The sequence below is a fragment of the Mycobacterium bulgaricum genome (assembly GCF_041287165.2).
In the GTDB taxonomy this organism is placed as follows: domain Bacteria; phylum Actinomycetota; class Actinomycetes; order Mycobacteriales; family Mycobacteriaceae; genus Mycobacterium; species Mycobacterium bulgaricum.
In genome coordinates this window covers 35,978-55,714 of record NZ_JBGGKV020000004.1, presented here as the reverse complement: position 1 = coordinate 55,714, position 19,737 = coordinate 35,978, and the positions used below count along the sequence as shown (strand labels likewise).

At 65.8% G+C, this 19,737-nt stretch carries 22 protein-coding genes; 21 read left to right on the top strand and 1 reads right to left on the bottom strand.

What is annotated here, in order from left to right:
* Positions 1-77: 77 nt before the first annotated feature.
* Genes ACAG24_RS13420 through ACAG24_RS13385 form a run of 8 tightly spaced genes read left to right on the top strand, consistent with a single transcriptional unit; the run spans position 78 to position 7,662 of the window.
* Positions 78-1,169 (top strand): homogentisate 1,2-dioxygenase, encoded by a 1,092-nt coding sequence (locus tag ACAG24_RS13420; RefSeq protein ID WP_370472732.1) that lies wholly within the window; start codon positions 78-80, stop codon positions 1,167-1,169.
* A 2-nt stretch (positions 1,170-1,171) separates the two neighbouring features.
* Positions 1,172-2,368, top strand: coding sequence for an alpha/beta hydrolase family protein (locus tag ACAG24_RS13415; protein ID WP_370472731.1), 1,197 nt, complete (start codon positions 1,172-1,174; stop codon positions 2,366-2,368).
* Positions 2,365-3,567 (top strand): CaiB/BaiF CoA transferase family protein, encoded by a 1,203-nt coding sequence (locus ACAG24_RS13410; RefSeq protein ID WP_370472730.1) that lies wholly within the window; start codon positions 2,365-2,367, stop codon positions 3,565-3,567. The genes ACAG24_RS13415 and ACAG24_RS13410 overlap by 4 nt, the downstream gene beginning before the upstream one ends.
* Positions 3,564-4,469, top strand: a complete 906-nt coding sequence (locus ACAG24_RS13405; RefSeq protein WP_370472729.1) for a hydroxymethylglutaryl-CoA lyase — start codon at positions 3,564-3,566, stop codon at positions 4,467-4,469. The genes ACAG24_RS13410 and ACAG24_RS13405 overlap by 4 nt, the downstream gene beginning before the upstream one ends.
* Before the next feature lie 6 nt (positions 4,470-4,475).
* Complete coding sequence (locus ACAG24_RS13400) at positions 4,476-5,096, top strand: TetR/AcrR family transcriptional regulator (protein ID WP_370472728.1); 621 nt, start codon at positions 4,476-4,478, stop codon at positions 5,094-5,096.
* A 24-nt stretch (positions 5,097-5,120) separates the two neighbouring features.
* Positions 5,121-6,362 (top strand): acyl-CoA dehydrogenase family protein, encoded by a 1,242-nt coding sequence (locus tag ACAG24_RS13395; RefSeq protein ID WP_370472727.1) that lies wholly within the window; start codon positions 5,121-5,123, stop codon positions 6,360-6,362.
* Positions 6,359-7,330 carry a phosphotransferase family protein gene (locus ACAG24_RS13390; RefSeq protein ID WP_370472726.1) on the top strand — a complete coding sequence of 324 codons (972 nt, stop codon included), beginning with the start codon at positions 6,359-6,361 and terminating at the stop codon, positions 7,328-7,330. Before ACAG24_RS13395 ends, ACAG24_RS13390 begins: the two co-directional genes overlap by 4 nt.
* A complete protein-coding gene (locus ACAG24_RS13385) occupies positions 7,330-7,662 on the top strand; it encodes a DUF6285 domain-containing protein (protein WP_370472725.1) in 333 nt (110 codons plus the stop codon). Before ACAG24_RS13390 ends, ACAG24_RS13385 begins: the two co-directional genes overlap by 1 nt.
* On the opposite strand, the gene ACAG24_RS13380 is transcribed toward ACAG24_RS13385, so the two are convergent.
* Entirely contained in the window at positions 7,634-8,320 is a 687-nt protein-coding gene (locus ACAG24_RS13380) for a class I SAM-dependent methyltransferase (RefSeq protein ID WP_370472724.1), read from the bottom strand. The two genes, ACAG24_RS13385 and ACAG24_RS13380, sit on opposite strands and share 29 nt — an antisense overlap.
* A gap of 42 nt (positions 8,321-8,362) precedes the next feature.
* Here ACAG24_RS13380 and ACAG24_RS13375 point away from each other — a divergent pair, with 42 nt between their 5' ends.
* The 13 genes from ACAG24_RS13375 to nuoK all read left to right on the top strand — a co-directional run bounded on the left by ACAG24_RS13375 (position 8,363) and on the right by nuoK (position 19,732).
* Complete coding sequence (locus ACAG24_RS13375; RefSeq protein WP_370472723.1) at positions 8,363-8,749, top strand: nuclear transport factor 2 family protein; 387 nt, start codon at positions 8,363-8,365, stop codon at positions 8,747-8,749.
* Between the two features lie 89 nt (positions 8,750-8,838).
* Entirely contained in the window at positions 8,839-9,258 is a 420-nt protein-coding gene (locus ACAG24_RS13370) for an Rv3143 family two-component system response regulator (protein WP_370472722.1), read from the top strand.
* A 166-nt stretch (positions 9,259-9,424) separates the two neighbouring features.
* Positions 9,425-9,799: an NADH-quinone oxidoreductase subunit A gene (locus ACAG24_RS13365; RefSeq protein WP_370472721.1), complete on the top strand. Its 375-nt coding sequence runs from the start codon at positions 9,425-9,427 to the stop codon at positions 9,797-9,799.
* The gene (locus ACAG24_RS13360; protein WP_370472720.1) at positions 9,790-10,344 is read left to right on the top strand and encodes a NuoB/complex I 20 kDa subunit family protein; all 555 of its coding nucleotides are present in this window, start codon (positions 9,790-9,792) and stop codon (positions 10,342-10,344) included. The genes ACAG24_RS13365 and ACAG24_RS13360 overlap by 10 nt, the downstream gene beginning before the upstream one ends.
* Positions 10,341-11,033, top strand: a complete 693-nt coding sequence (locus ACAG24_RS13355; protein WP_370472719.1) for an NADH-quinone oxidoreductase subunit C — start codon at positions 10,341-10,343, stop codon at positions 11,031-11,033. Before ACAG24_RS13360 ends, ACAG24_RS13355 begins: the two co-directional genes overlap by 4 nt.
* Positions 11,033-12,358 (top strand): NADH dehydrogenase (quinone) subunit D, encoded by a 1,326-nt coding sequence (gene nuoD / locus ACAG24_RS13350; RefSeq protein ID WP_370472718.1) that lies wholly within the window; start codon positions 11,033-11,035, stop codon positions 12,356-12,358. The genes ACAG24_RS13355 and nuoD overlap by 1 nt, the downstream gene beginning before the upstream one ends.
* Before the next feature lie 31 nt (positions 12,359-12,389).
* Complete coding sequence (nuoE, locus tag ACAG24_RS13345) at positions 12,390-13,250, top strand: NADH-quinone oxidoreductase subunit NuoE (RefSeq protein ID WP_370472717.1); 861 nt, start codon at positions 12,390-12,392, stop codon at positions 13,248-13,250.
* Positions 13,247-14,563: an NADH-quinone oxidoreductase subunit NuoF gene (gene nuoF, locus ACAG24_RS13340; protein ID WP_370472716.1), complete on the top strand. Its 1,317-nt coding sequence runs from the start codon at positions 13,247-13,249 to the stop codon at positions 14,561-14,563. Before nuoE ends, nuoF begins: the two co-directional genes overlap by 4 nt.
* The gene (locus tag ACAG24_RS13335; RefSeq protein WP_370472715.1) at positions 14,560-16,944 is read left to right on the top strand and encodes an NADH-quinone oxidoreductase subunit G; all 2,385 of its coding nucleotides are present in this window, start codon (positions 14,560-14,562) and stop codon (positions 16,942-16,944) included. The genes nuoF and ACAG24_RS13335 overlap by 4 nt, the downstream gene beginning before the upstream one ends.
* The gene (gene nuoH / locus ACAG24_RS13330) at positions 16,941-18,173 is read left to right on the top strand and encodes an NADH-quinone oxidoreductase subunit NuoH (RefSeq protein ID WP_370472714.1); all 1,233 of its coding nucleotides are present in this window, start codon (positions 16,941-16,943) and stop codon (positions 18,171-18,173) included. The genes ACAG24_RS13335 and nuoH overlap by 4 nt, the downstream gene beginning before the upstream one ends.
* Positions 18,166-18,720, top strand: coding sequence for an NADH-quinone oxidoreductase subunit NuoI (nuoI, locus tag ACAG24_RS13325; protein WP_370472713.1), 555 nt, complete (start codon positions 18,166-18,168; stop codon positions 18,718-18,720). Before nuoH ends, nuoI begins: the two co-directional genes overlap by 8 nt.
* On the top strand, positions 18,717-19,436 hold the full coding sequence (locus ACAG24_RS13320) for an NADH-quinone oxidoreductase subunit J (protein ID WP_445206188.1): 720 nt from the start codon (positions 18,717-18,719) through the stop codon (positions 19,434-19,436). The genes nuoI and ACAG24_RS13320 overlap by 4 nt, the downstream gene beginning before the upstream one ends.
* Positions 19,433-19,732 (top strand): NADH-quinone oxidoreductase subunit NuoK, encoded by a 300-nt coding sequence (gene nuoK, locus ACAG24_RS13315; RefSeq protein ID WP_024444731.1) that lies wholly within the window; start codon positions 19,433-19,435, stop codon positions 19,730-19,732. The genes ACAG24_RS13320 and nuoK overlap by 4 nt, the downstream gene beginning before the upstream one ends.
* Positions 19,733-19,737 lie beyond the last annotated feature (5 nt).

Below are 19,737 nucleotides of genomic sequence, written 5' to 3'. Positions count from 1 at the left end.
CCGGCCCGCCCCGAAGATGTTGACCGCGGTCAAATCTAAAAGTAACGTCAGTTTTACTTTTGTACGAGGAGGCAGCCATGGAATCGTTTGTCCACCTTCGAAAAGGCAAGACTCCCAAGCGTATACACGCAGATCTCGACGGGCTGAAAGATGACGAGCTCGGCCGCGGGGGCTTCGTAGGACGCACCGCGAACATGTATCGCCGCAATGACCCGACGGCCTACCGAACCGTCGGACCCCTGCGCCCCACCGATGTCCTCAGTTCGGAACTGAAGCCCAGCGATGCGACTGACGCTCGCGGTGGTCCCCTGTTGATGTTCTCGAACGCCGACTGCCTCGTTCTGCTCTCCAGGCGGTCCGAGCCGATGCCGTTCTTCGTCCGCTATGTCGACGGGGACCTGCTCTCCTTCGTACACCGCGGATCAGGGTCCCTGGAGACGGAGTTCGGTCCGCTCGACTACCGGCAGGGCGATTGGGTCTACATCCCGAAGGCGTGCACCTGGCGGCAGGTGCCCGCCGAAGAGACCACGCTGCTGATGATCCAGGCCACCGACGAGTTCCGCGTCCCGCCCGCGGGCACCCTCGGCCGGCACTTTCCGTTCGACCCGGCGCAGGTGATCATCCCGGAGCCGCAACCGATCGACGACGATGGCAGAGACGAATACGAGGTCCGGCTCATCCACGAAGGTGGTCCGACAAGCCTGTTCTACCAACACAATCCGCTGGATGTCGAAGGCTGGCGCGGGGACAACTTCCCCTTCACGTTCAACATCGACGACTACACCGTCGTCACCTCCGAAAGCGTTCACCTGCCGCCCACCGTGCACCTGTTCATGCAGGCGACCGGCGTCTACGTGATGAACTTCCTGCCCAAGCCCGCTGAGATGGTCCCCGGCACCGAACGCACGCCCTGGTATCACCGCAACGTGGACTTCGACGAGATCGCGTTCTTCCACGACGGGTCGCTGTACGGGATTCCGATGCCTCCCGGGTTGGTGTCCCATGCGCCGCAGGGCGTGCACCACGGCGCCCCCGAAAAGGCGCGTGAGCGCGCGCGACGCAAGTTCGACGACTACGACCGCGTCGACTGGTCGGTGATCGCCGTCGACACCCGTCGCCGGTTGGTGCCGTCGGCGGAGATCCTGGCGAACGACCTGGGGCAGCACTAGAGATGACAACCACTGACGCCCCGGTGAAACACGAGTACGACCGGATCCCCTATCTGGTTGCCTATCAGAACAATTCCGGTGTCCGCGACGTCTACGGCGGCGTCGCCGAACTTGTCGTCCTGGAGAGTCACCTCCTGAAACCAAAGACGGTCGAGTCCGACACCGCGCTGGTGTTCATGCATCCCATCGGCGGCGGCGCCTACCTGCCGATGATGAACGCGTTGGCCCGAGCCGGACACCATGTCATCTACTGCAACAGCCGGTTCCGCGGCACCGACTCAGCGCTGTTGATGGAGAAGGTGGTCGAAGACCTCGGCGAGTGCATCAAGGACGCCAAGAACCGACTCGGCTACTCCAAGGTGGTCCTCGCAGGATGGAGCGGTGGAGGTTCGCTGTCGGTCTTCTATCAACAGCAGGCGCAGAATCCGACGGTCACCGCGAGCCCCTCGGGCGACGGCCCCGACCTGACCAAGCTGGGCCTGATACCGGCTGACGGCATCATGCTGCTGGCGGCCCACATCAGCAGGCACGGGACGATGACCGAGTGGATGGACGCGTCGATCCTCGACGAGTCCGACCCCACCAAGCGCGATCCCGAGCTGGATCTGTACAACCCCGACAACCCCAACCAGCCGCCGTACAGCGCCGAGTTCCTCGAGCGCTACCACCAGGCTCAGATCGATCGGAATCGCCGGATCACCAAGTGGGTCAAGGACAAACTCGCCGACTTGAGGGCCCAGGGCCGCCCCGACGATGAGTTCGCTTTCGTCGTACACGGCACGATGGCAGACCCGCGCTGGCTGGATCCGACGGTCGATCCGAACGAACGCACCCCTGGCACGTGCTATCTGGGCGATCCTCAAGTGGTGAACATGAGCCCCGTCGGTCTGGCGCGGTTCTGCACGCTACGCAGCTGGCTGTCGCAGTGGAGCTACGACGACGCCAACGGCGACGCGGTCAAGGCCGGTCCCGATATCGCCGTGCCGGCGCTGGTCATCGGCAATCTCGCCGACGACGCATGCACTCCCAGCCACACCCGCCGCATCTTCGATGCGATCGGGTATGAAGATAAAGAGATGCACGAGATCCCGGGAGCCAATCACTACTACGCGGGCGCCGATCAGCGCGACAAGCTTCGCGAGGCGGTCGGCGTCGTCACCGATTGGCTCACACGCCACGGTTTCGCGGGCGCGCGATGACGACGGGCCCGCTCGACGGCATCCGGGTGATCGAGGTCGGCACGCTGATCTCGGGCCCCTTCGCCGGCCGCCTCCTGGGCGACATGGGCGCCGAAGTCATCAAGATCGAACCCCCGGGTGCGCCTGATCCTCTGCGGACATGGGGGCAGGCGGAACTCGACGGCCACCACTTCTTCTGGACGGTCCACGCGCGCAACAAGAAGGCCGTCACGCTGAACCTACGGGTGCCGCGAGGGCGGGATCTGTTCCTCGATCTGGTCGAGCGCAGCGACGTCATCGTCGAGAACTTTCGTCCCGGCACGCTGGAGAAGTGGGGCCTCGGCTACGACGTTCTGCGGGAACGCAATCGCGGCATCATCATGGTGCGGGTCTCCGGATACGGCCAGACGGGTCCGGACGCCCACAAGGCGGGCTACGCGTCGGTGGCCGAGGCAGCGAGCGGCCTACGGCACATGAACGGTTTTCCCGGAGGTCCTCCCCCTCGGCTGGCGCTGTCCCTCGGCGACAGCCTTGCGGGGATGTTCGCAGCCCAAGGTGCGCTGGCCGCTCTTTACCGTCGCTCCGTCACCGGGGACGGCCAGATCGTCGACGCCGCACTGACCGAATCCTGCCTGGCTGTACAGGAATCCACGATCCCGGACTATGACGTGGGTGGCATTGTGCGAGGACCGTCGGGCACCCGCCTGGAGGGCATCGCGCCGTCCAACATCTATCCGACGGCTGACGGCAGCTGGGTCGTCATCGCAGCCAACCAGGACACCGTGTTCCGGAGGCTCTGCGCCGCGATGGGCCAACCCGAGCTCGCGACCGACGGGCGGTTCGCCGACCACGGTGCGAGGGGCCGCAATCAGGACGAACTGGACAAGATCATCGGCGCATGGGCTGCTGAACGACAGCCCGCCGACATCATCGCGACACTGTCCGAGGCGGGGGTCATCAGCGGTCCGATCAACACCGTCGCCGAGGTCGTCGAGGACCCTCAGCTGAACGCGCGTGGGATGATCGCCGACCATTGGGACGAAAGGGTCGGACGAAACGTCAAGGGCCCCGGCGTGATCCCCGTCCTGTCCGAGACACCCGGCACCATCCGTCACGCCGGGTCTGCACGGCCGGGCCAGCACAACGACGATGTCTATGGCGCACTGCTCGGCAAGAGCGGCGCCGAACTCGAGGCGCTGAGAAGCCAGGGCGTGGTATGAGCCACCCACCGCACCATGTGGACATCCGGGACGTCTCGATGCGGGACGGGCTGCAGATCGAGGAGCCGATTCCGTTGTCGGCCAAGCTCGAACTCCTCGCCGCGATAGCCGCCACCGGCGTGCGCGAGATGGAGGCGACGGCGTTCGTGTCGCCGTCGAAGGTGCCTGCGCTTGCCGATGCGGCCCAGTTGGCAGCCGAACTGCACAACTTCCCCGGCGTCGAATTCTCGGCGCTCGTGGCCAGTCCCAACGGTGCCAAACGAGCCATCGCGGCCGGCTTGCGCTCCATCGAGTTCGTGGTGTCGGCGGCCGATGGTCACAGCCGAGCGAATGTCGGGCGCCCCTCGGCGGAGGCGGCCGCTCAGATTCCCGAGATCACAGCGATCGCGCACGACAGCGGCGTCACAGTCGAAGTCATCATCGCCACCGCCTGGGACTGCCCTTTCGACGGACCGACGGATCCGCAGCGGGTGCTCGACATCGCTGCAGCGGCCGTTGACGCCTCAGCCGATCGCGTCGCCATCGCCGACACCATCGGCACCGCGACGCCGCGGCGGGTCAGCGATCTGATCGCAAGAGTCCGGCCTCTGATCGGCGGCATCCCGCTGGGAGCGCACTTCCACAACACCCGCGGCGCCGGACTGGCCAGCGCCTGGGCAGCGGTGGTCGCCGGTGTGTCACGGCTCGACGCCTCCGTCGGCGGACTCGGCGGCTGCCCCTTCGCCCCGGGCGCGAGCGGCAACATCGCCATGGAGGATCTCGTTTATCTGCTGCGCGACAGCGATGTTCACGTCGACGTCGACCTGGATGCCGCCCTGGCCGCAGCTCGTGTCGCGCAGGAGGCGGTGGGTCACGGCCTGCCCAGTTCGCTGCTGCGTGCCGGCGACCGGATCCTGGGCTAGCCGAGTATGGCGCCGGGACCGTCGGTGACATTGAGCGCGAAGGGACTTCAGACTCGCGGAGCCATCGAGCAGGCAGCCCGGAAACTTTTCGCCGAGCGGGGATTTCACGGGACGACCCTCGGAGACATCACGTCGGCGGCGGGCAAGTCACCGGCGGTGTTCTACCGCTACTTCACCGACAAGGAGGACCTGCTGGCGGCGCTGGCGCAGTCCTTTCTGCGAGAGGTCGTCACCCCGTCGGGGCTGAGCCTCGCACTCCCGGATTCCCCCGATGACGACGCGTTCTTCACCACCGTCGTCACCGGCTACTGGACGATGTTCAAACAGAACATCGGCATCATGATCGCAGTCGCCCAGCTCGCGGCCACCCAGTCACGATTTGCGATGGTGCAGAACGAGTTCCGGCGCTTCGGCATGGACATCGTGGCCGCGTCGGTGCGTCGCGCCCAGGACCAGGGATATGGCCTGGACCTCAACCCCGAACACACCGCCGCGGCAATCGCATTGCTGTTCGAGAACTTCACCACCGTGTTCGTCGGCGAATCCGGCCTCGGATTCGAGATGGACGACGAGGACGCGATCGCCACTCTGTCGGGCATCTGGAAGAAGACGCTGTACGGCCACTGACCAACGACGTTCAAAGGAGAACTAGTGGACTTCACACTTCCCGATCACCTGCCCGGCCTGCTCGCCGAGATAGATGCGTTCATCGAGGCCGAGATCAAGCCGCTGGAACGGGAGAACATCCAGTACTTCGACCAGCGCCGTGAACATGCACGCACCGACTGGGACAACGGTGGCATTCCACGGCGGGAGTGGGAGGACCTGCTCGGCGAGATGCGCAGGCGTGCCGACGCGGCAGGCTGGTTGCGCTACGGTCTGCCGGCGCAGTTCGGCGGCCGGGGCGGCAGCAACATCGACATGGCCGTCATCCGTGAGCATCTGGCGCACAGGGGGCTCGGTCTGCACAACGACCTGCAGGACGAATCCTCGATCGTCGGGAACTTTCCGCAGGTGATCATGATGGACCGGTTTGGCACCGAGGAGCAGAAGCAGGAATGGACCGACGCGCTGATCACCGGCGAACGGTCCATGGCCTTCGGCCTGACCGAACCGAACCACGGGTCCGATGCCACCTGGCTGGAGACCACCGCCGTGCCCGACGGCGATGACTGGGTCATCAACGGCGCCAAGAGGTTCAACACCGGTGTGCATCGCGCTACCCACGACCTGGTGTTCGCGCGCACATCGGGCGACCCGGGTCAGGCCCGCGGGATCACCGCGTTCCTGGTGCCCACGGACGCACCGGGGTTCTCGGTGCCCTATTACTGGTGGACGTTCAACATGCCCACCGATCACGGCGAGGTCGTCCTGGACAACGTCCGGGTGCCGTCGGCGTCGATACTCGGCGAGGTGGACCGCGGTCTGGAAGTCGGCCAGACCTTTCTTCACGAGAACCGGATTCGGCAGGCTGCATCGAGCCTCGGCGCGGGCCAGTACTGCATCGACCGCGCGGTCGCCTACGCCAACGACCGCAAGGTGTTCGGCAAGCCCCTGGCGGTGAATCAGGCCGTGCAGTGGCCACTGGTCGAATTGCAGACCGAGGCGCAGATGGTACGACTCCTGGTGCGCTTCGCCGCATCCGAGTTGGACAACAGCCACCACATGGAGGTGTCCGACAAGGTTTCGATGGCCAACTACCGCGCCAATCGGTTGGTCTGTGAGGCCGCCGACCGCGCCATGCAGGTGTTCGGCGGTGTCGGCTACAGCCGGCACGAACCCTTCGAGCACATCTACCGGCACCACCGTCGGTATCGGATCACCGAAGGCGCCGAGGAGATCCAGATGAGAAGGGTGGCGCAGAGACTGTTCGGATTCGGGAGCCGCAAGTGAGCGCTGAGCTCACGCAGGCGCTGCAGAAGGTGCTGCAGCCGGTGCTGGGCGACGTCGTCATCGTCGACCTTCAGCGTCTGACCGGCGGTGCGAGCAGGACGACGTGGGCGTTCATCGCACAAGACGGCGAGCAGCGTCGTCCGCTCATCCTGCGCACGGGTGCGCGCGACGACATTCACGCCAGCATGGAGCTGGAGGCGAAGGTGCAGCAGCGCGCCGCGGCTGCGGGCGCACCGGTCCCGCATATTGTGACCGCCGACAATTCGCCTGCCGCCGTCGGCAATCCGTACCTGATCTGCGACGCCATCGGCGGTGAGACGATCGTCCGGCGGATCTTTCGCGGTCTCGACGACGCCGGACGTTCCCGATTGCTCGGCCAGTGTGCTGCTGCGCTGGCGGCGATTCACCGCGCCGATCCCGAAGGCATCGGATTGACGGCTCCGGACGAACTCGCCGGATGGCGCCGACGTCTCGACGAGATCGGCGACACGACAGCCACTTTCGAGTGGACGTTCCGGCGTTTGGCCGATGAGCGGCCTGACCCGTCGCCAATGCGCCTGGTGCACGGTGACTTCCGCATGGGCAACCTCATCGTCGACGAGTCGGGATTGGCGGCGGTGCTGGACTGGGAACTCACCCATATCGGAGAGATCTACGAGGATCTGGCGTGGTTCTGCATCCGCGCCTGGCGGTTCGGCGCACCCGAATCACAGGGGGCCGGAGGCCTTGGCAGCGTGGAGACATTCCTGCAGGCGTACGAGGATGCCTCGGGTACCGAACTGGACCGCAGCGCCTTTCGCTGGTGGTTGACCGTGGCAACTCTGCGGTGGGGTGTGATCTGCCGCCATCAGGCCGAACGACACCTGTCGGGAGAGGCGCCGTCCGTGGAGCTCGCCGCCATCGGCAGGCGCGTCAGCGAGACGGAATGGGACCTGCTGGATCTGTTGTCGGGAAAGGGGCCTCGCTAGTGAGCGCTTACGCGCAGCGGCCCACCGCGGCCGAACTCGTCGCGGCGGTCGCCGACTACCTCGACACCGACGTCCGCGCCGTCGGAGGACAGACGGGATTTCACGCCCGGGTCGCCGCCAATGTGTTGCGCACCGTCGAACGAGAGTTGCTCGACGAGACGGACGGGCCGGTCCGCGCATCGATCGCCGGCCTCGGCTTCGCCGACGAGCAGTCTCTGGCGCTCGCGATCCGCGACGGTCGGCTCGACGACCGCCCCGACGACGTGATGGCGTGTCTGCTTCTGTTGGTGCGGCACCGACTGTCTATCGACCATCCGGGATACGACGGCTGATCGGCCGGACCGGAGATTCTTCGCGGAGTCGGCGCACACGCGCCAGCCAGGCCGGCTCGTCGACGACGGTTCCCGGGGCCATCTCCATCGTGTCGGCCTGAGCCGCCGTGACGATGCCCCGGTAGATGGTCCGCGTCAGCGACTCCATCTCCCAACCTTCGCCGAACGCGTCCCGGATCATGGTCTCGCTGACTTCAGGCCCGAGGCCGCGGCCCTCGTCGGAGAGCGCCAGAACATGGACGACCGACCCCGCGTGGCAGGCGGCGCGCAGGCTGGCGACGTACGTTGCGCGGTCGGCGTCGTCGAAGATGTGGAACAGGGCGCTGTCGATGACGGTGTCGTAGGTCGGGTCGTTCCCGAGCGTCAACGCGTCACCCACCTCGAAGCGGGCGTGCACGCCGCGGGCCGCGGCATTGCGCCTGGCCTGCGCCACGGCGGAGGGCGCGCCGTCGATGCCGACGACGTCGTATCCCGCGTTCGCCAGAAGGATCGTGTGCTCACCCGCCCCGCATCCGACATCGAGCACGCGCCCTCTGATCGCACCGGCGGCTTCGAGCTCGACGATGGCGGGTTGCGGCTCACCGATGACCCACGGAGGAGGCTGCTTCTCGTCCTTGTAGAAGTCGTCGAAACGGGAGAGGCTGGGTGTCTGATCCACGCTGACCAGTGTTCAAGCTGAACCTAAGTTGAGGTCAACACCGTGAAGGAAACCCAGGCAGGCATCGCCGACCGGCTTTTCGGCGCGATCGAACGCAGCGACATCGATGCGGTCGCCGAGCTGTTCAGCCCTGATGTCGCGGTGTGGAAGAGCGGCGACACACGGGACAACGACCACCGGCGCTCGGTCAAGATCATCAACTGGTTCATCACCACCACCAGCAACCGGCGCTACGAGATTCTGGATCGCCGGTACTTCGAGGGCGGCTTCGTCCAGCAGCACATTCTGCATGCCACCACCCACACAGGACCCGCGATCGCCATGCGGGTGTGCATCGTGATCAAAGTCGGCAGCGACGGACTGATCACACGCATCGACGAGTATTTCGATCCAGCGGAGATCCGGCCGCTGCTGTCGGGGCCGGATTGACACCGGCGACAGACTCCGAAGATCCTCCGCGACAATCATTTTCCGAAAGTCGAAAGCCGTCGCTGCTGCGCACGGCTACCATCGCGCGCATGGCTGTGCCCTCCCCCGAGCCATCGCGGACGACGGGACCTCTGCGGATCCTCGTCTACAGCGACAACCCGCGAACCAGGGAGCAGGTCCAGCTCGCGCTGGGCAGAAGAATCCATCCCACACTGCCCGAACTGAGCTATGTCGAGGTCGCCACCGGTCCGATGGTGATCCGGCAGATGGACGCAGGCGGCTTCGACCTGGCGATCCTCGACGGCGAGGCCACTCCTGTCGGGGGGATGGGAATCGCCAAGCAGCTCAAGGACGAGATCGACGATTGCCCACCGGTACTGGTCCTGACCGGACGCCCGGACGATGCGTGGCTGGCGCGATGGTCCCGCGCCGAGGCCGCTGTTCCGCACCCGATCGACCCGATCCGGTTGGGCGATGCGGTCGTGTCGCTCCTGCGCCCCGCCGTCTAGGCGCAATCACAGCGAAAATTGCTGCTGCACTTGCCTATTCGAGGCAGTGAGATATCACCGAACGGCGCCAGTAGCGATACTAACCAAAATGTGTGGTTTGCATCAAAAACAGGGCTAGGCTGTGGGCTAGCTCACATGGACAGCCCCCGAGGAGCTGCTGCGCAGTATGAATCTGTACACGCCGATCCTGGTGCTTGGTGCGATAGCTGCTGCATTCGCGATCGGATCGGTCGGGATCGCGTTGCTGATCGGCCCGAAGCGCTACAACCGCGCGAAGCTCGAGGCTTACGAATGCGGCATCGAGCCGATGGACGCCTCCGATCCCGCCGCCGCCGCGACCGGGCAGCGGTTCCCGATCAGGTACTACCTGACGGCGATGTTGTTCATCGTCTTCGACATCGAGATCGTCTTTCTCTATCCGTGGGCGGTGGCGTTCGACAGCCTCGGCCTGTTTGCGCTGGTCGAGATGCTGCTTTTCATGGTCATCGTGTTCGTGGCCTACACCTACGTGTGGCGCCGGGGAGGCCTGCAATGGGACTAGAGGAGAAGCTGCCCGGCGGCATTCTGCTGTCGACGGTCGAGAAGGTCGCGGGGTACGTCCGCAAAGGATCGCTCTGGCCGGCGACGTTCGGCCTTGCCTGCTGCGCGATCGAGATGATGGCGACCGCGGGCCCCCGGTTCGACATCAGCCGCTTCGGCATGGAGCGCTTCTCGGCGACGCCTCGGCAGGCCGATCTGATGATCGTGGCAGGCAGGGTGAGCCAGAAGATGGCACCGGTCCTGCGTCAGATCTACGACCAGATGGCCGAACCCAAGTGGGTGTTGGCCATGGGCGTGTGTGCGTCGTCGGGCGGAATGTTCAACAACTACGCCGTGGTGCAGGGCGTCGACCACGTGGTGCCTGTCGACATCTATCTGCCCGGATGCCCGCCCCGACCGGAAATGCTGCTGCACGCAATCCTGAAACTGCACGACAAGATTCAGGAGATGCCGCTCGGCGTGAATCGCGAGGAGGCCATCAGGGAGGCCGAAACAGCGGCGATGGCGGTGACCCCGACGATCGAGCTGAAAGGTCTGTTGAGGTGAGCGCGAACACGGCCGACGACGCCGGAGATGACGGCCCCGAGGTGATCGGCGTACGACGCGGCATGTTCGGCGCGCGGGGCTCGGGTGACACCTCGGGCTACGGTCGGCTGATCCGCCCGGTGGCCCTGCCCGGAAGCACCCCGCGCCCGTACGGAGGCTATTTCGACGAGGTCGTCGATGCGCTGTCCGCCGCGCTCGGCGAGGATACGTTCGCCGAATCCATCGAGCGCGTAATCGTCTACCGTGACGAGCTCACCCTTGAGGTGCACCGAGAACGACTCGTCGAGGTGGCGCAGACGCTGCGCAACGATCCCGCGTTGAGATTCGAACTGTGCCTGGGTGTCAGCGGCGTGCACTACCCCGGTGACACCGGCCGCGAACTCCATGCGGCCTATCCCCTGATGTCGATCACCCACAATCGCCGCATCCGCGTGGAAGTGGCCGCGCCGGACAGCGATCCGCATATCCCGTCTCTGTTCCGCGTGTACCCGACCACCGACTGGCACGAGCGCGAGACCTACGACTTCTTCGGCATCATTTTCGACGGCCACCCGTCGCTGACCCGCATCGAGATGCCCGACGACTGGGTGGGCCACCCGCAGCGGAAGGACTATCCGCTCGGCGGCATTCCGGTGGAGTACCACGGCGCCGAGATCCCGCCCCCCGACGAGCGGAGGGCCTACCACTGATGACCACATCGCAGAAGCCCGAACGGTTCATCGTCGTCGGAGGCCAGGACTGGGATCAAGTGGTCACTGCCGCACGGGAGAACGCCGCCGAGCATGCCGGCGAGCGCATCGTCGTCAACATGGGACCTCAGCATCCGTCGACGCACGGTGTGTTGCGGCTCATCCTCGAAATCGAGGGCGAGACCATCGTCGAAGCGCGTTGCGGAATCGGCTACCTGCACACCGGAATCGAGAAGAACCTCGAATACCGCACCTGGACGCAGGGGGTCACATTCGTCACCCGAATGGATTACCTGTCACCGTTTTTCAACGAGACGGTGTACTGCCTCGGGGTGGAAAAGCTCCTCGGTGTCACCGACGCGATCCCTGAACGGGCATCGGTCATCCGCGTGATGATGATGGAACTCAACCGGATCTCCAGTCACCTGGTCGCTTTGGCCACGGGTGGTATGGAACTGGGCGCGATGACGGCCATGTTCCTCGGCTTCCGCGAACGCGAGCTGATCCTGTCGGTGTTCGAGACCATCACCGGGTTGCGGATGAACAACGCCTACATCCGCCCGGGAGGGGTGGCCGCCGATCTTCCCGAAGAGGGTCTTCCCCAGGTTCGCGATCTGCTCAAGCTTCTCCCCACACGCCTGCGCGACATGGAGAATCTGCTCAACGAGAACTACATCTGGAAGGCCCGCACGCAGGGCATCGGCTACCTCGATCTCACCGGATGCATGGCGTTGGGCATCACCGGCCCGGTCCTGCGCTCCACCGGTCTGCCTCACGACCTGCGCAGGGCACAGCCGTATTGCGGTTACGAGACATACGATTTCGACGTCATCACCGATGACCAGTGCGATTCGTACGGGCGTTATCTCATCCGGGTCAAGGAGATGCGCGAGTCGATCAAGATCGTCGAGCAGTGCGTCGAGCGGTTGGAGCGTACGGCCGGTGAACCGGTGATGATCACCGACAAGAAGCTGGCGTGGCCCGCCGATCTCAAGGTGGGGCCCGATGGGCTGGGCAATTCGCCCGAACACATCGCCAAGATCATGGGCCATTCCATGGAGGGCCTGATCCATCACTTCAAGCTGGTGACCGAGGGCATTCGGGTGCCGGCGGGCCAGGTGTATGTCGCGGTCGAGTCGCCGCGCGGCGAGCTCGGCGTCCACATGGTCTCTGACGGCGGCACGCGGCCCTACCGGGTGCACTACCGCGACCCGTCGTTCACGAATCTGCAGGCGGTGGCGGCGATGTGCGAAGGCGGCATGGTGGCAGACGCGATCACCGCGGTGGCGTCGATCGATCCGGTAATGGGCGGAGTGGACCGCTGATGAGCGTCTGGGCGGAGAGAAGGGTGCTGGAGTGACGGTATTCCTCGATCTCGGGCAGCGGCCCGACGAACCAGGCCCGCCGATCCACGGCCCCGCCACCTACCCCACCGATGTCGCGGCACGGCTGACGGCCGACGCGGCGGGCATCATCGGGCGCTATCCGCAATCACGGTCGGCGCTGCTGCCGTTGCTCCACCTCGTACAGGCCGAGGACGGCTGCCTGACGCCGGCCGGAATCAGCTTCTGCGCCGGGCAATTGGGCCTGACCGATGCCGAGGTCACGGCGGTGGCGACGTTCTATTCCATGTATCGCCGCACCCCCACCGGCGAGTACCTCGTGGGCGTCTGCACCAACACCCTGTGCGCGATCATGGGCGGTGACGCAATTCTGGAGAGCCTGGAAGGCCATCTGGACATTGCGCCCGGACAGACGACTGCCGACGGCAGGATCACCCTGGAGCACGTCGAGTGCAACGCCGCCTGCGACTACGCCCCCGTGGTCATGGTGAACTGGGATTTCTTCGACAACCAGACTCCGTCGTCGGTCCGCGACCTCGTCGATGCGCTGCTGGCCGGTGAGCAACCGACACCGTTGCGCTCCGGTTCGCTGTGCACGTTCCGAGAGACCGCGAGAATCCTTGCGGGGCTGCCAAGTTCGGATCCACTGGGTGCAGGACCCGTAGGCGACGCCACGCTGGCCGGGTTGCGGTACGCGCGGGAGCACGACATGTCGGCGCCCGACGCCGGTACCCCGTCGGATTCGACACCAGGCGGCGGGAACGAACAGGCCGAGGCTGCGGATTCCGTCGCCGACGAACCCGCCCCTGCACCCGAGGCCAGCGTCCCGGCGCGCTCGTCGACGCCGGAGACCGACCCCAAGGCCGCGCCATGACTCCACTGACGCCGGTTTTGAGCCGGTTCTGGGACGAGCCGCAACCGTGGTCGCTGGACACGTATCAGCGCCATGGCGGATATCAGGCGCTCGAGCGGGCGCTGGCGATGGATCCTGACGACGTGATCGCCACGGTCAAGGACTCCGGGCTGCGTGGACGCGGCGGCGCGGGGTTCCCGACGGGCACGAAGTGGTCGTTCATCCCGCAGGGCGACGAGGGTGCCGCCGCCAAGCCGCACTACTTGGTGATCAACGCCGATGAATCGGAACCCGGTACCTGCAAGGACATTCCGTTGATGATGACGACGCCGCACTTCCTGGTCGAAGGGGCGATCATCGCGGCCTATGCCATCCGGGCACACCACGCGTTCATCTACCTGCGCGGCGAGGTCGTCCCGGTGCTGCGGCGTTTGCAGGCCGCGGTCGCCGAGGCATATACCGCCGGGCACCTGGGGCCCGACATCCACGGCTCGGGATTCGACCTGGAGCTCATCGTGCACGCCGGCGCGGGCGCCTACATCTGCGGCGAAGAGACCGCGCTGTTGGATTCACTGGAAGGCAGGCGGGGGCAGCCCCGGTTGCGGCCGCCCTTCCCCGCGGTCGCGGGCCTGTATGCCTGCCCGACGGTGGTCAACAATGTCGAATCCATCGCCAGTGTGCCGCCGATCCTTCTCAATGGCGTCGACTGGTTCCGCTCGATGGGTTCGGAGAAATCTCCTGGATTCACCCTGTACTCGCTTTCGGGACACGTCACGACACCCGGTCAGTACGAGGCGCCGCTGGGCATCACGCTGCGTGAACTGCTCGACTACGCGGGTGGGGTGCGCGCTGGTCATGAACTGAAGTTCTGGACGCCCGGTGGTTCGTCCACCCCGCTGTTGACCGCCGAACACCTCGACGTGCCACTGGATTACGAGGGAATGGCCGCGGCGGGCTCGATGCTGGGCACGAAAGCCTTGCAGATCTTCGACGAGACGACGTGCGTCGTGCGTGCGGTGCGCCGCTGGACAGAGTTCTACGCGCATGAGTCCTGCGGCAAGTGCACGCCATGCCGTGAGGGAACGTACTGGCTGGCGCAGATCTATGAACGGCTGGAGACCGGGGAGGGCACGGAAGCCGACGTCGACAAGCTGCTCGACATCGCCGACAACATCTTTGGGAAGTCGTTCTGCGCACTGGGCGATGGCGCCGCGAGCCCGATCGTCTCGTCGATCAAGTACTTCCGCAGCGAGTACGAGGCCCACCTGACCGGCGGCTGTCCGTTCGACCCGTACGCATCGATGCTCGCCGCACCGGAAGGAGTGGGTGCATGACGCTCGCTGAGAGCAGCCGCGACGCACCGGCGGTCGAGATGGTGACGCTCACCATCGACGACCACCAGATCACCGTGCCCAAGGGCACCTTGGTGATTCGGGCCGCGGAACTGATGGGCGTGCAGATCCCCCGCTTCTGCGACCATCCTCTGCTCGACCCGGTCGGGGCCTGCAGGCAGTGCCTGGTCGAGGTCGAAGGTCAGCGCAAACCGCTGGCGTCGTGCACCACCACGGTCGCACCGGACATGGTCGTGCGCACGCAGTACACCTCTGAGGCCGCGGACAAGGCGCAGCACGGTGTGATGGAGCTGCTTCTCATCAACCATCCGCTGGACTGCCCCGTCTGCGACAAGGGCGGCGAGTGCCCGCTCCAGAACCAGGCAATGTCTAACGGGCGGAGCGAAACCCGCTTCGACGATGTCAAGCGCACCTTCCCGAAACCGATCAACATCTCCTCCCAGGTGCTACTCGACCGCGAGCGCTGCGTCCTGTGTGCCCGGTGTACCCGGTTCTCCGATCAGATCGCGGGCGACCGCTTCATCGATCTGCTGGAACGCGGTGCACGTCAACAAGTCGGCATCGCACCCGGTGAGCCGTTCCAGTCCTACTTCTCCGGCAACACCGTCCAGATCTGCCCGGTGGGCGCGCTCACCGGTACCGCCTACCGCTTCCGGGCGCGGCCTTTCGACCTGGTGTCCAGCCCCAGCGTCTGCGAGCACTGCGCGTCGGGATGCGCGCAGCGCACCGATCATCGGCGCGGAAAAGTGTTGCGCCGTCTCGCCGGCGACGAGCCCGAGGTCAACGAAGAGTGGAATTGCGACAAAGGCCGGTGGGCCTTCACCTACGCCACCGTCGGTGACCGGATCGCCACACCGCTGGTGCGCGAGAACGGCGAACTGCGCCCCGCCTCGTGGTCGGAGGCGCTCACCGTCGCGAGCACGGGCTTGATCGAGGCCGAAGGCAGCACCGGTGTGCTCGTCGGTGGCCGCTGCACCTCCGAAGAAGCCTACGCATACTCGAAGTTCGCCCGGATCGTGCTGGACACCAACGACATCGACTTCCGGTCGCGGCCGCACAGTGCCGAAGAGGCCGCGTTCCTGGCCGCGCACATCGCAGGGCAGCCGATGACGGTCACCTACTCAGATATCGAGAAGGCGCCGGCTGTCCTGATGGCCGGGCTGGAACCCGAGGAGGAGTCGCCGATCGTCTTCCTGCGGCTGCGTAAAGCAGTGCGTAAGCACGGGGTCCGGGTGTTGTCGGTGGCGCCGTTCGCCACCCGCGGTCTCGGCAAGCTGTCCGGCACGCTGGTCAGGTCGGCGCCCGGAGCCGAGGCGGGTGCCCTCGATGGTCTTGCCGACAACGACCTTCTCGCGATGCCGGGAGCGCTGATCCTGGTCGGCGAGCGGCTGGGCATATCCCCGGGGGCGATGACGGCCGCCGCGCGCCTCGCCCGAGCCACCGGGGCGCGGATCGCCTGGATCCCGCGCCGCGCCGGCGACCGAGGCGCGCTTGAGGCGGGCGCGCTGCCGAACCTCCTTCCCGGTGGGCGCCCCGCCGATGACGCCGCAGCGCGCGAACAGACTGCGGCGGCATGGAATGTCGACCAACTGCCCGACACCGCAGGGCGGGACACCGCGGGGATTCTGGACGCCGCCCTCGACGGCACACTGGCCGCTCTTCTCATCGGCGGGGTCGAACTGGACGATCTGCCGGACCCCGGCGCCGCACTGGCCGCACTCGACAACACCCCGTTCGTGGTGAGCCTGGAGCTGCGCCACAGCGCAGTCACCGAGCGTGCCGACGTCGTGTTCCCGGTGGCTCCCGTGGTCGAAAAGGAGGGTTCCTTCATCAACTGGGAAGGCCGTGTTCGACCGTTCGAGCCATCTCTGCAGACCAACGCCGTTACCGACCTGCGGGTGTTGAACTTCCTGGCCGACGAGATCGGGGTGGATCTCGGCATCCCCACGGCGGCGGCCGCCGCCGCCGAACGTGCCCGCCTCGGGATGTGGTCGGGCGTTCGGAAAGAGCTCCCACAGGTCGACCTGCCGTCGGTGGCCGCGGCCGCGGGTCAGGCGGTGCTGACCGGGTGGCGCATGCTGCTCGACGCCGGCCGGCTCCAGGACGGCGAACCCTATCTGGCAGGTACCGCACGCACCCCCGCCGCGCGCCTGTCGGCGTCCACGGCAGCCGAGATCGGCGTGGAACCCGGGGAATTGGTCACGGTCCGCACCCACCGTGGCGCGATCACTCTCCCGCTGGAGGTGACCGACATGGACGATCGAGTCGTGTGGTTGCCGCTGAACTCCCCCGGTAGCCATGTGCATCAGACGCTGGGGGTGTCTATGGGTGCCGTGGTCTCGATAGGACGGGCAAGCCGATGACCTATCCGGATCCGACGCTGTTCGGCCATGACCCGTGGTGGCTGATCCTCGCCAAATCCGTCGGCATCTTCGGGTTCCTGGTGCTGACCGTCTTGTCGGCGATCCTCATCGAACGAAAGATCCTGGGCCGCATGCAGTTGCGGTTCGGGCCGAATCGCGTGGGCCCCCGGGGCTTGTTGCAGTCGCTGGCCGACGGCGTCAAGCTTGCTCTCAAGGAAGGCCTGGTACCAGCGGGTGTGGATAAGTGGATCTACCTTGCCGCCCCGGTGATCTCGGTGATCCCGGCCTTCATGGCGTTCGCGGTGATCCCGTTGGGCGGCGAGGTGTCGGTCTTCGGACACCGCACGGCGCTGCAGCTCACCGATCTCCCGGTCGCGGTGCTGTACATCCTGGCGGTGACCTCGATCGGGGTGTACGGCATCGTGCTCGCCGGGTGGGCGTCGGGTTCGGTGTATCCGCTGCTCGGTGGGCTGAGGTCGTCGGCGCAGGTGGTGTCCTATGAGATCGCGATGGCGTTGTCGTTCGCGGCGGTGTTCATCTACTCGGGCACGATGTCGACCTCGGGGATCGTCGCGGCGCAGGAGAACACCTGGTACATCTTCCTTCTGCTCCCGTCGTTTCTGGTCTACCTGACCTCCATGGTCGGCGAAACCAACCGTGCACCTTTCGATCTGCCTGAAGCCGAAGGCGAACTCGTCGGCGGCTTCCACACCGAATACTCGTCGCTGAAGTTCGCGATGTTCATGCTCGCCGAGTACGTGAACATGACGACGGTGTCGGCTCTGGCAACCACACTGTTCCTCGGTGGCTGGCGTGCGCCGTGGCCGATCAGTATCTGGGAAGGCGCGAACTCCGGGTGGTGGCCGCTGCTGTGGTTCACCGCCAAGGTGTGGCTCTTCCTGTTCTTCTTCATGTGGCTCCGCGCCACGCTTCCCAGGATGCGCTACGACCAGTTCATGGCACTGGGCTGGAAGATCCTCATTCCCGTCTCCCTGGGCTGGATCGCCGTCGTGGCGACCACGCACACCCTGCAGAACCAGGGCTACCAGGCGTGGGCCACCGCGCTGATCGGTCTGGCCATCGTCGTCGTCGTCCTTGCCGCCGTGATCGGTTGGCGACGACTGCGCGCCAGAAGCACCCGGACCGCACCGGTCCCCCCAATCCAGTCGGCGGACGGCGGGGCCTTCCCGGTGCCGCCGCTACCGGTGAAGGAGCACGCTGATGCCTAAGTTCCTCGATGCCGTCGCCGGATTCGGCGTCACGTTCGGTTCCATGTTCAAAAAGCCGGTGACCGAGGAGTATCCGGAGAAGCCGGGCCCTGTCGCCAAGCGCTACCACGGCCGCCACCAACTCAACCGATACGCCGACGGTTTGGAGAAGTGCATCGGATGCGAGCTGTGCGCATGGGCCTGCCCAGCGGACGCGATCTTCGTCGAGGGGGCCGACAACACCGAGGCCGAGCGCTTTTCGCCGGGGGAACGCTATGGGCGGGTCTACCAGATCAATTACCTGCGCTGCATCGGATGCGGCCTGTGCATCGAGGCATGCCCCACCCGCGCCCTGACGATGACCAACGACTACGAGATGGCCGACGACAATCGCGCCGACCTGATCTACGGCAAGGACAAACTACTGGCGCCGCTCACGCCGGGTATGGAGTCTCCCCCGCACGCGATGCAGCCCGGCACGACCGACGAGGACTACTACCGCGGCAATGTCCTCGGCGCCATCGCGCCTGAATCGGCAGCGCCGGCGGCGACCGAGGGCATCAGGTGACCGAGACCATCCTGTTCTGGGTGCTGGCCCTGGTGTCGGTGGTCGGTGCGCTCGGTGTCGTCGCGGCGCCGAAGGCGGTGTACTCGGCGATGTCGCTGGCCACCACCATGATCGCGCTGGCGGTGCTCTACATCGCCCAGGATGCGCCGTTCCTGGGGGTGGTGCAGATCGTCGTCTACACGGGCGCGGTGATGATGCTGTTCCTGTTCGTGCTGATGCTCATCGGGGTCGACTCCTCGGAATCACTGGTCGAAACCATTCGCGGACAACGCATCGCGGCGATCGCCGTGGGGCTCGGATTCGGCATCCTGCTCATCGCGGGAATCGGCAACGTGTCGGTGGCGGGCTTCGTCGGCCTGGAGCAGGCCAACGCAGACGGCAATGTCGAAGGTCTGGCGGCCCTGATCTTCACGCAGTACCTGTGGGCCTTCGAATTGACCGGCGCGCTGCTGATCACGGCTGCGCTCGGTGCCATGGTGCTTGCACACCGGGAACGGTTCGAACGCCGCAAGACTCAGCGTGAACTTGCCATCGAACGTTTCGCTCCCGGCGGACATCCCACCACGCTGCCGAATCCCGGTGTGTACGCGCGCCACAACGCCGTCGACGTCCCCGCACGACTGCCCGACGGGTCGGGCTCAGAGCTTTCCGTGAGCGCGATTCTGCAGGTGCGCCCAGTGCCGGACAACGACGAGGGCGGTGAGGAACGGCCGTGAATCCCGATAACTACCTCTACCTCTCGGCACTGCTGTTCACGATCGGCGCCGCCGGAGTGTTGTTGCGCCGCAACGCGATCGTCATGTTCATGTGCGTGGAGCTGATGCTCAATGCCGGCAATCTGGCATTCGTCGCGTTCTCCCGCATTCACGGTCACCTCGACGGCCAAGTGGTGGCCTTCTTCACGATGGTGGTCGCCGCGTGCGAGGTCGTCATCGGACTGGCCATCATCATGACCATCTTCCGCACGCGCCGGTCGGCGAGTGTGGACGCGGCCAGTCTGCTGAAGAACTGAGGCCG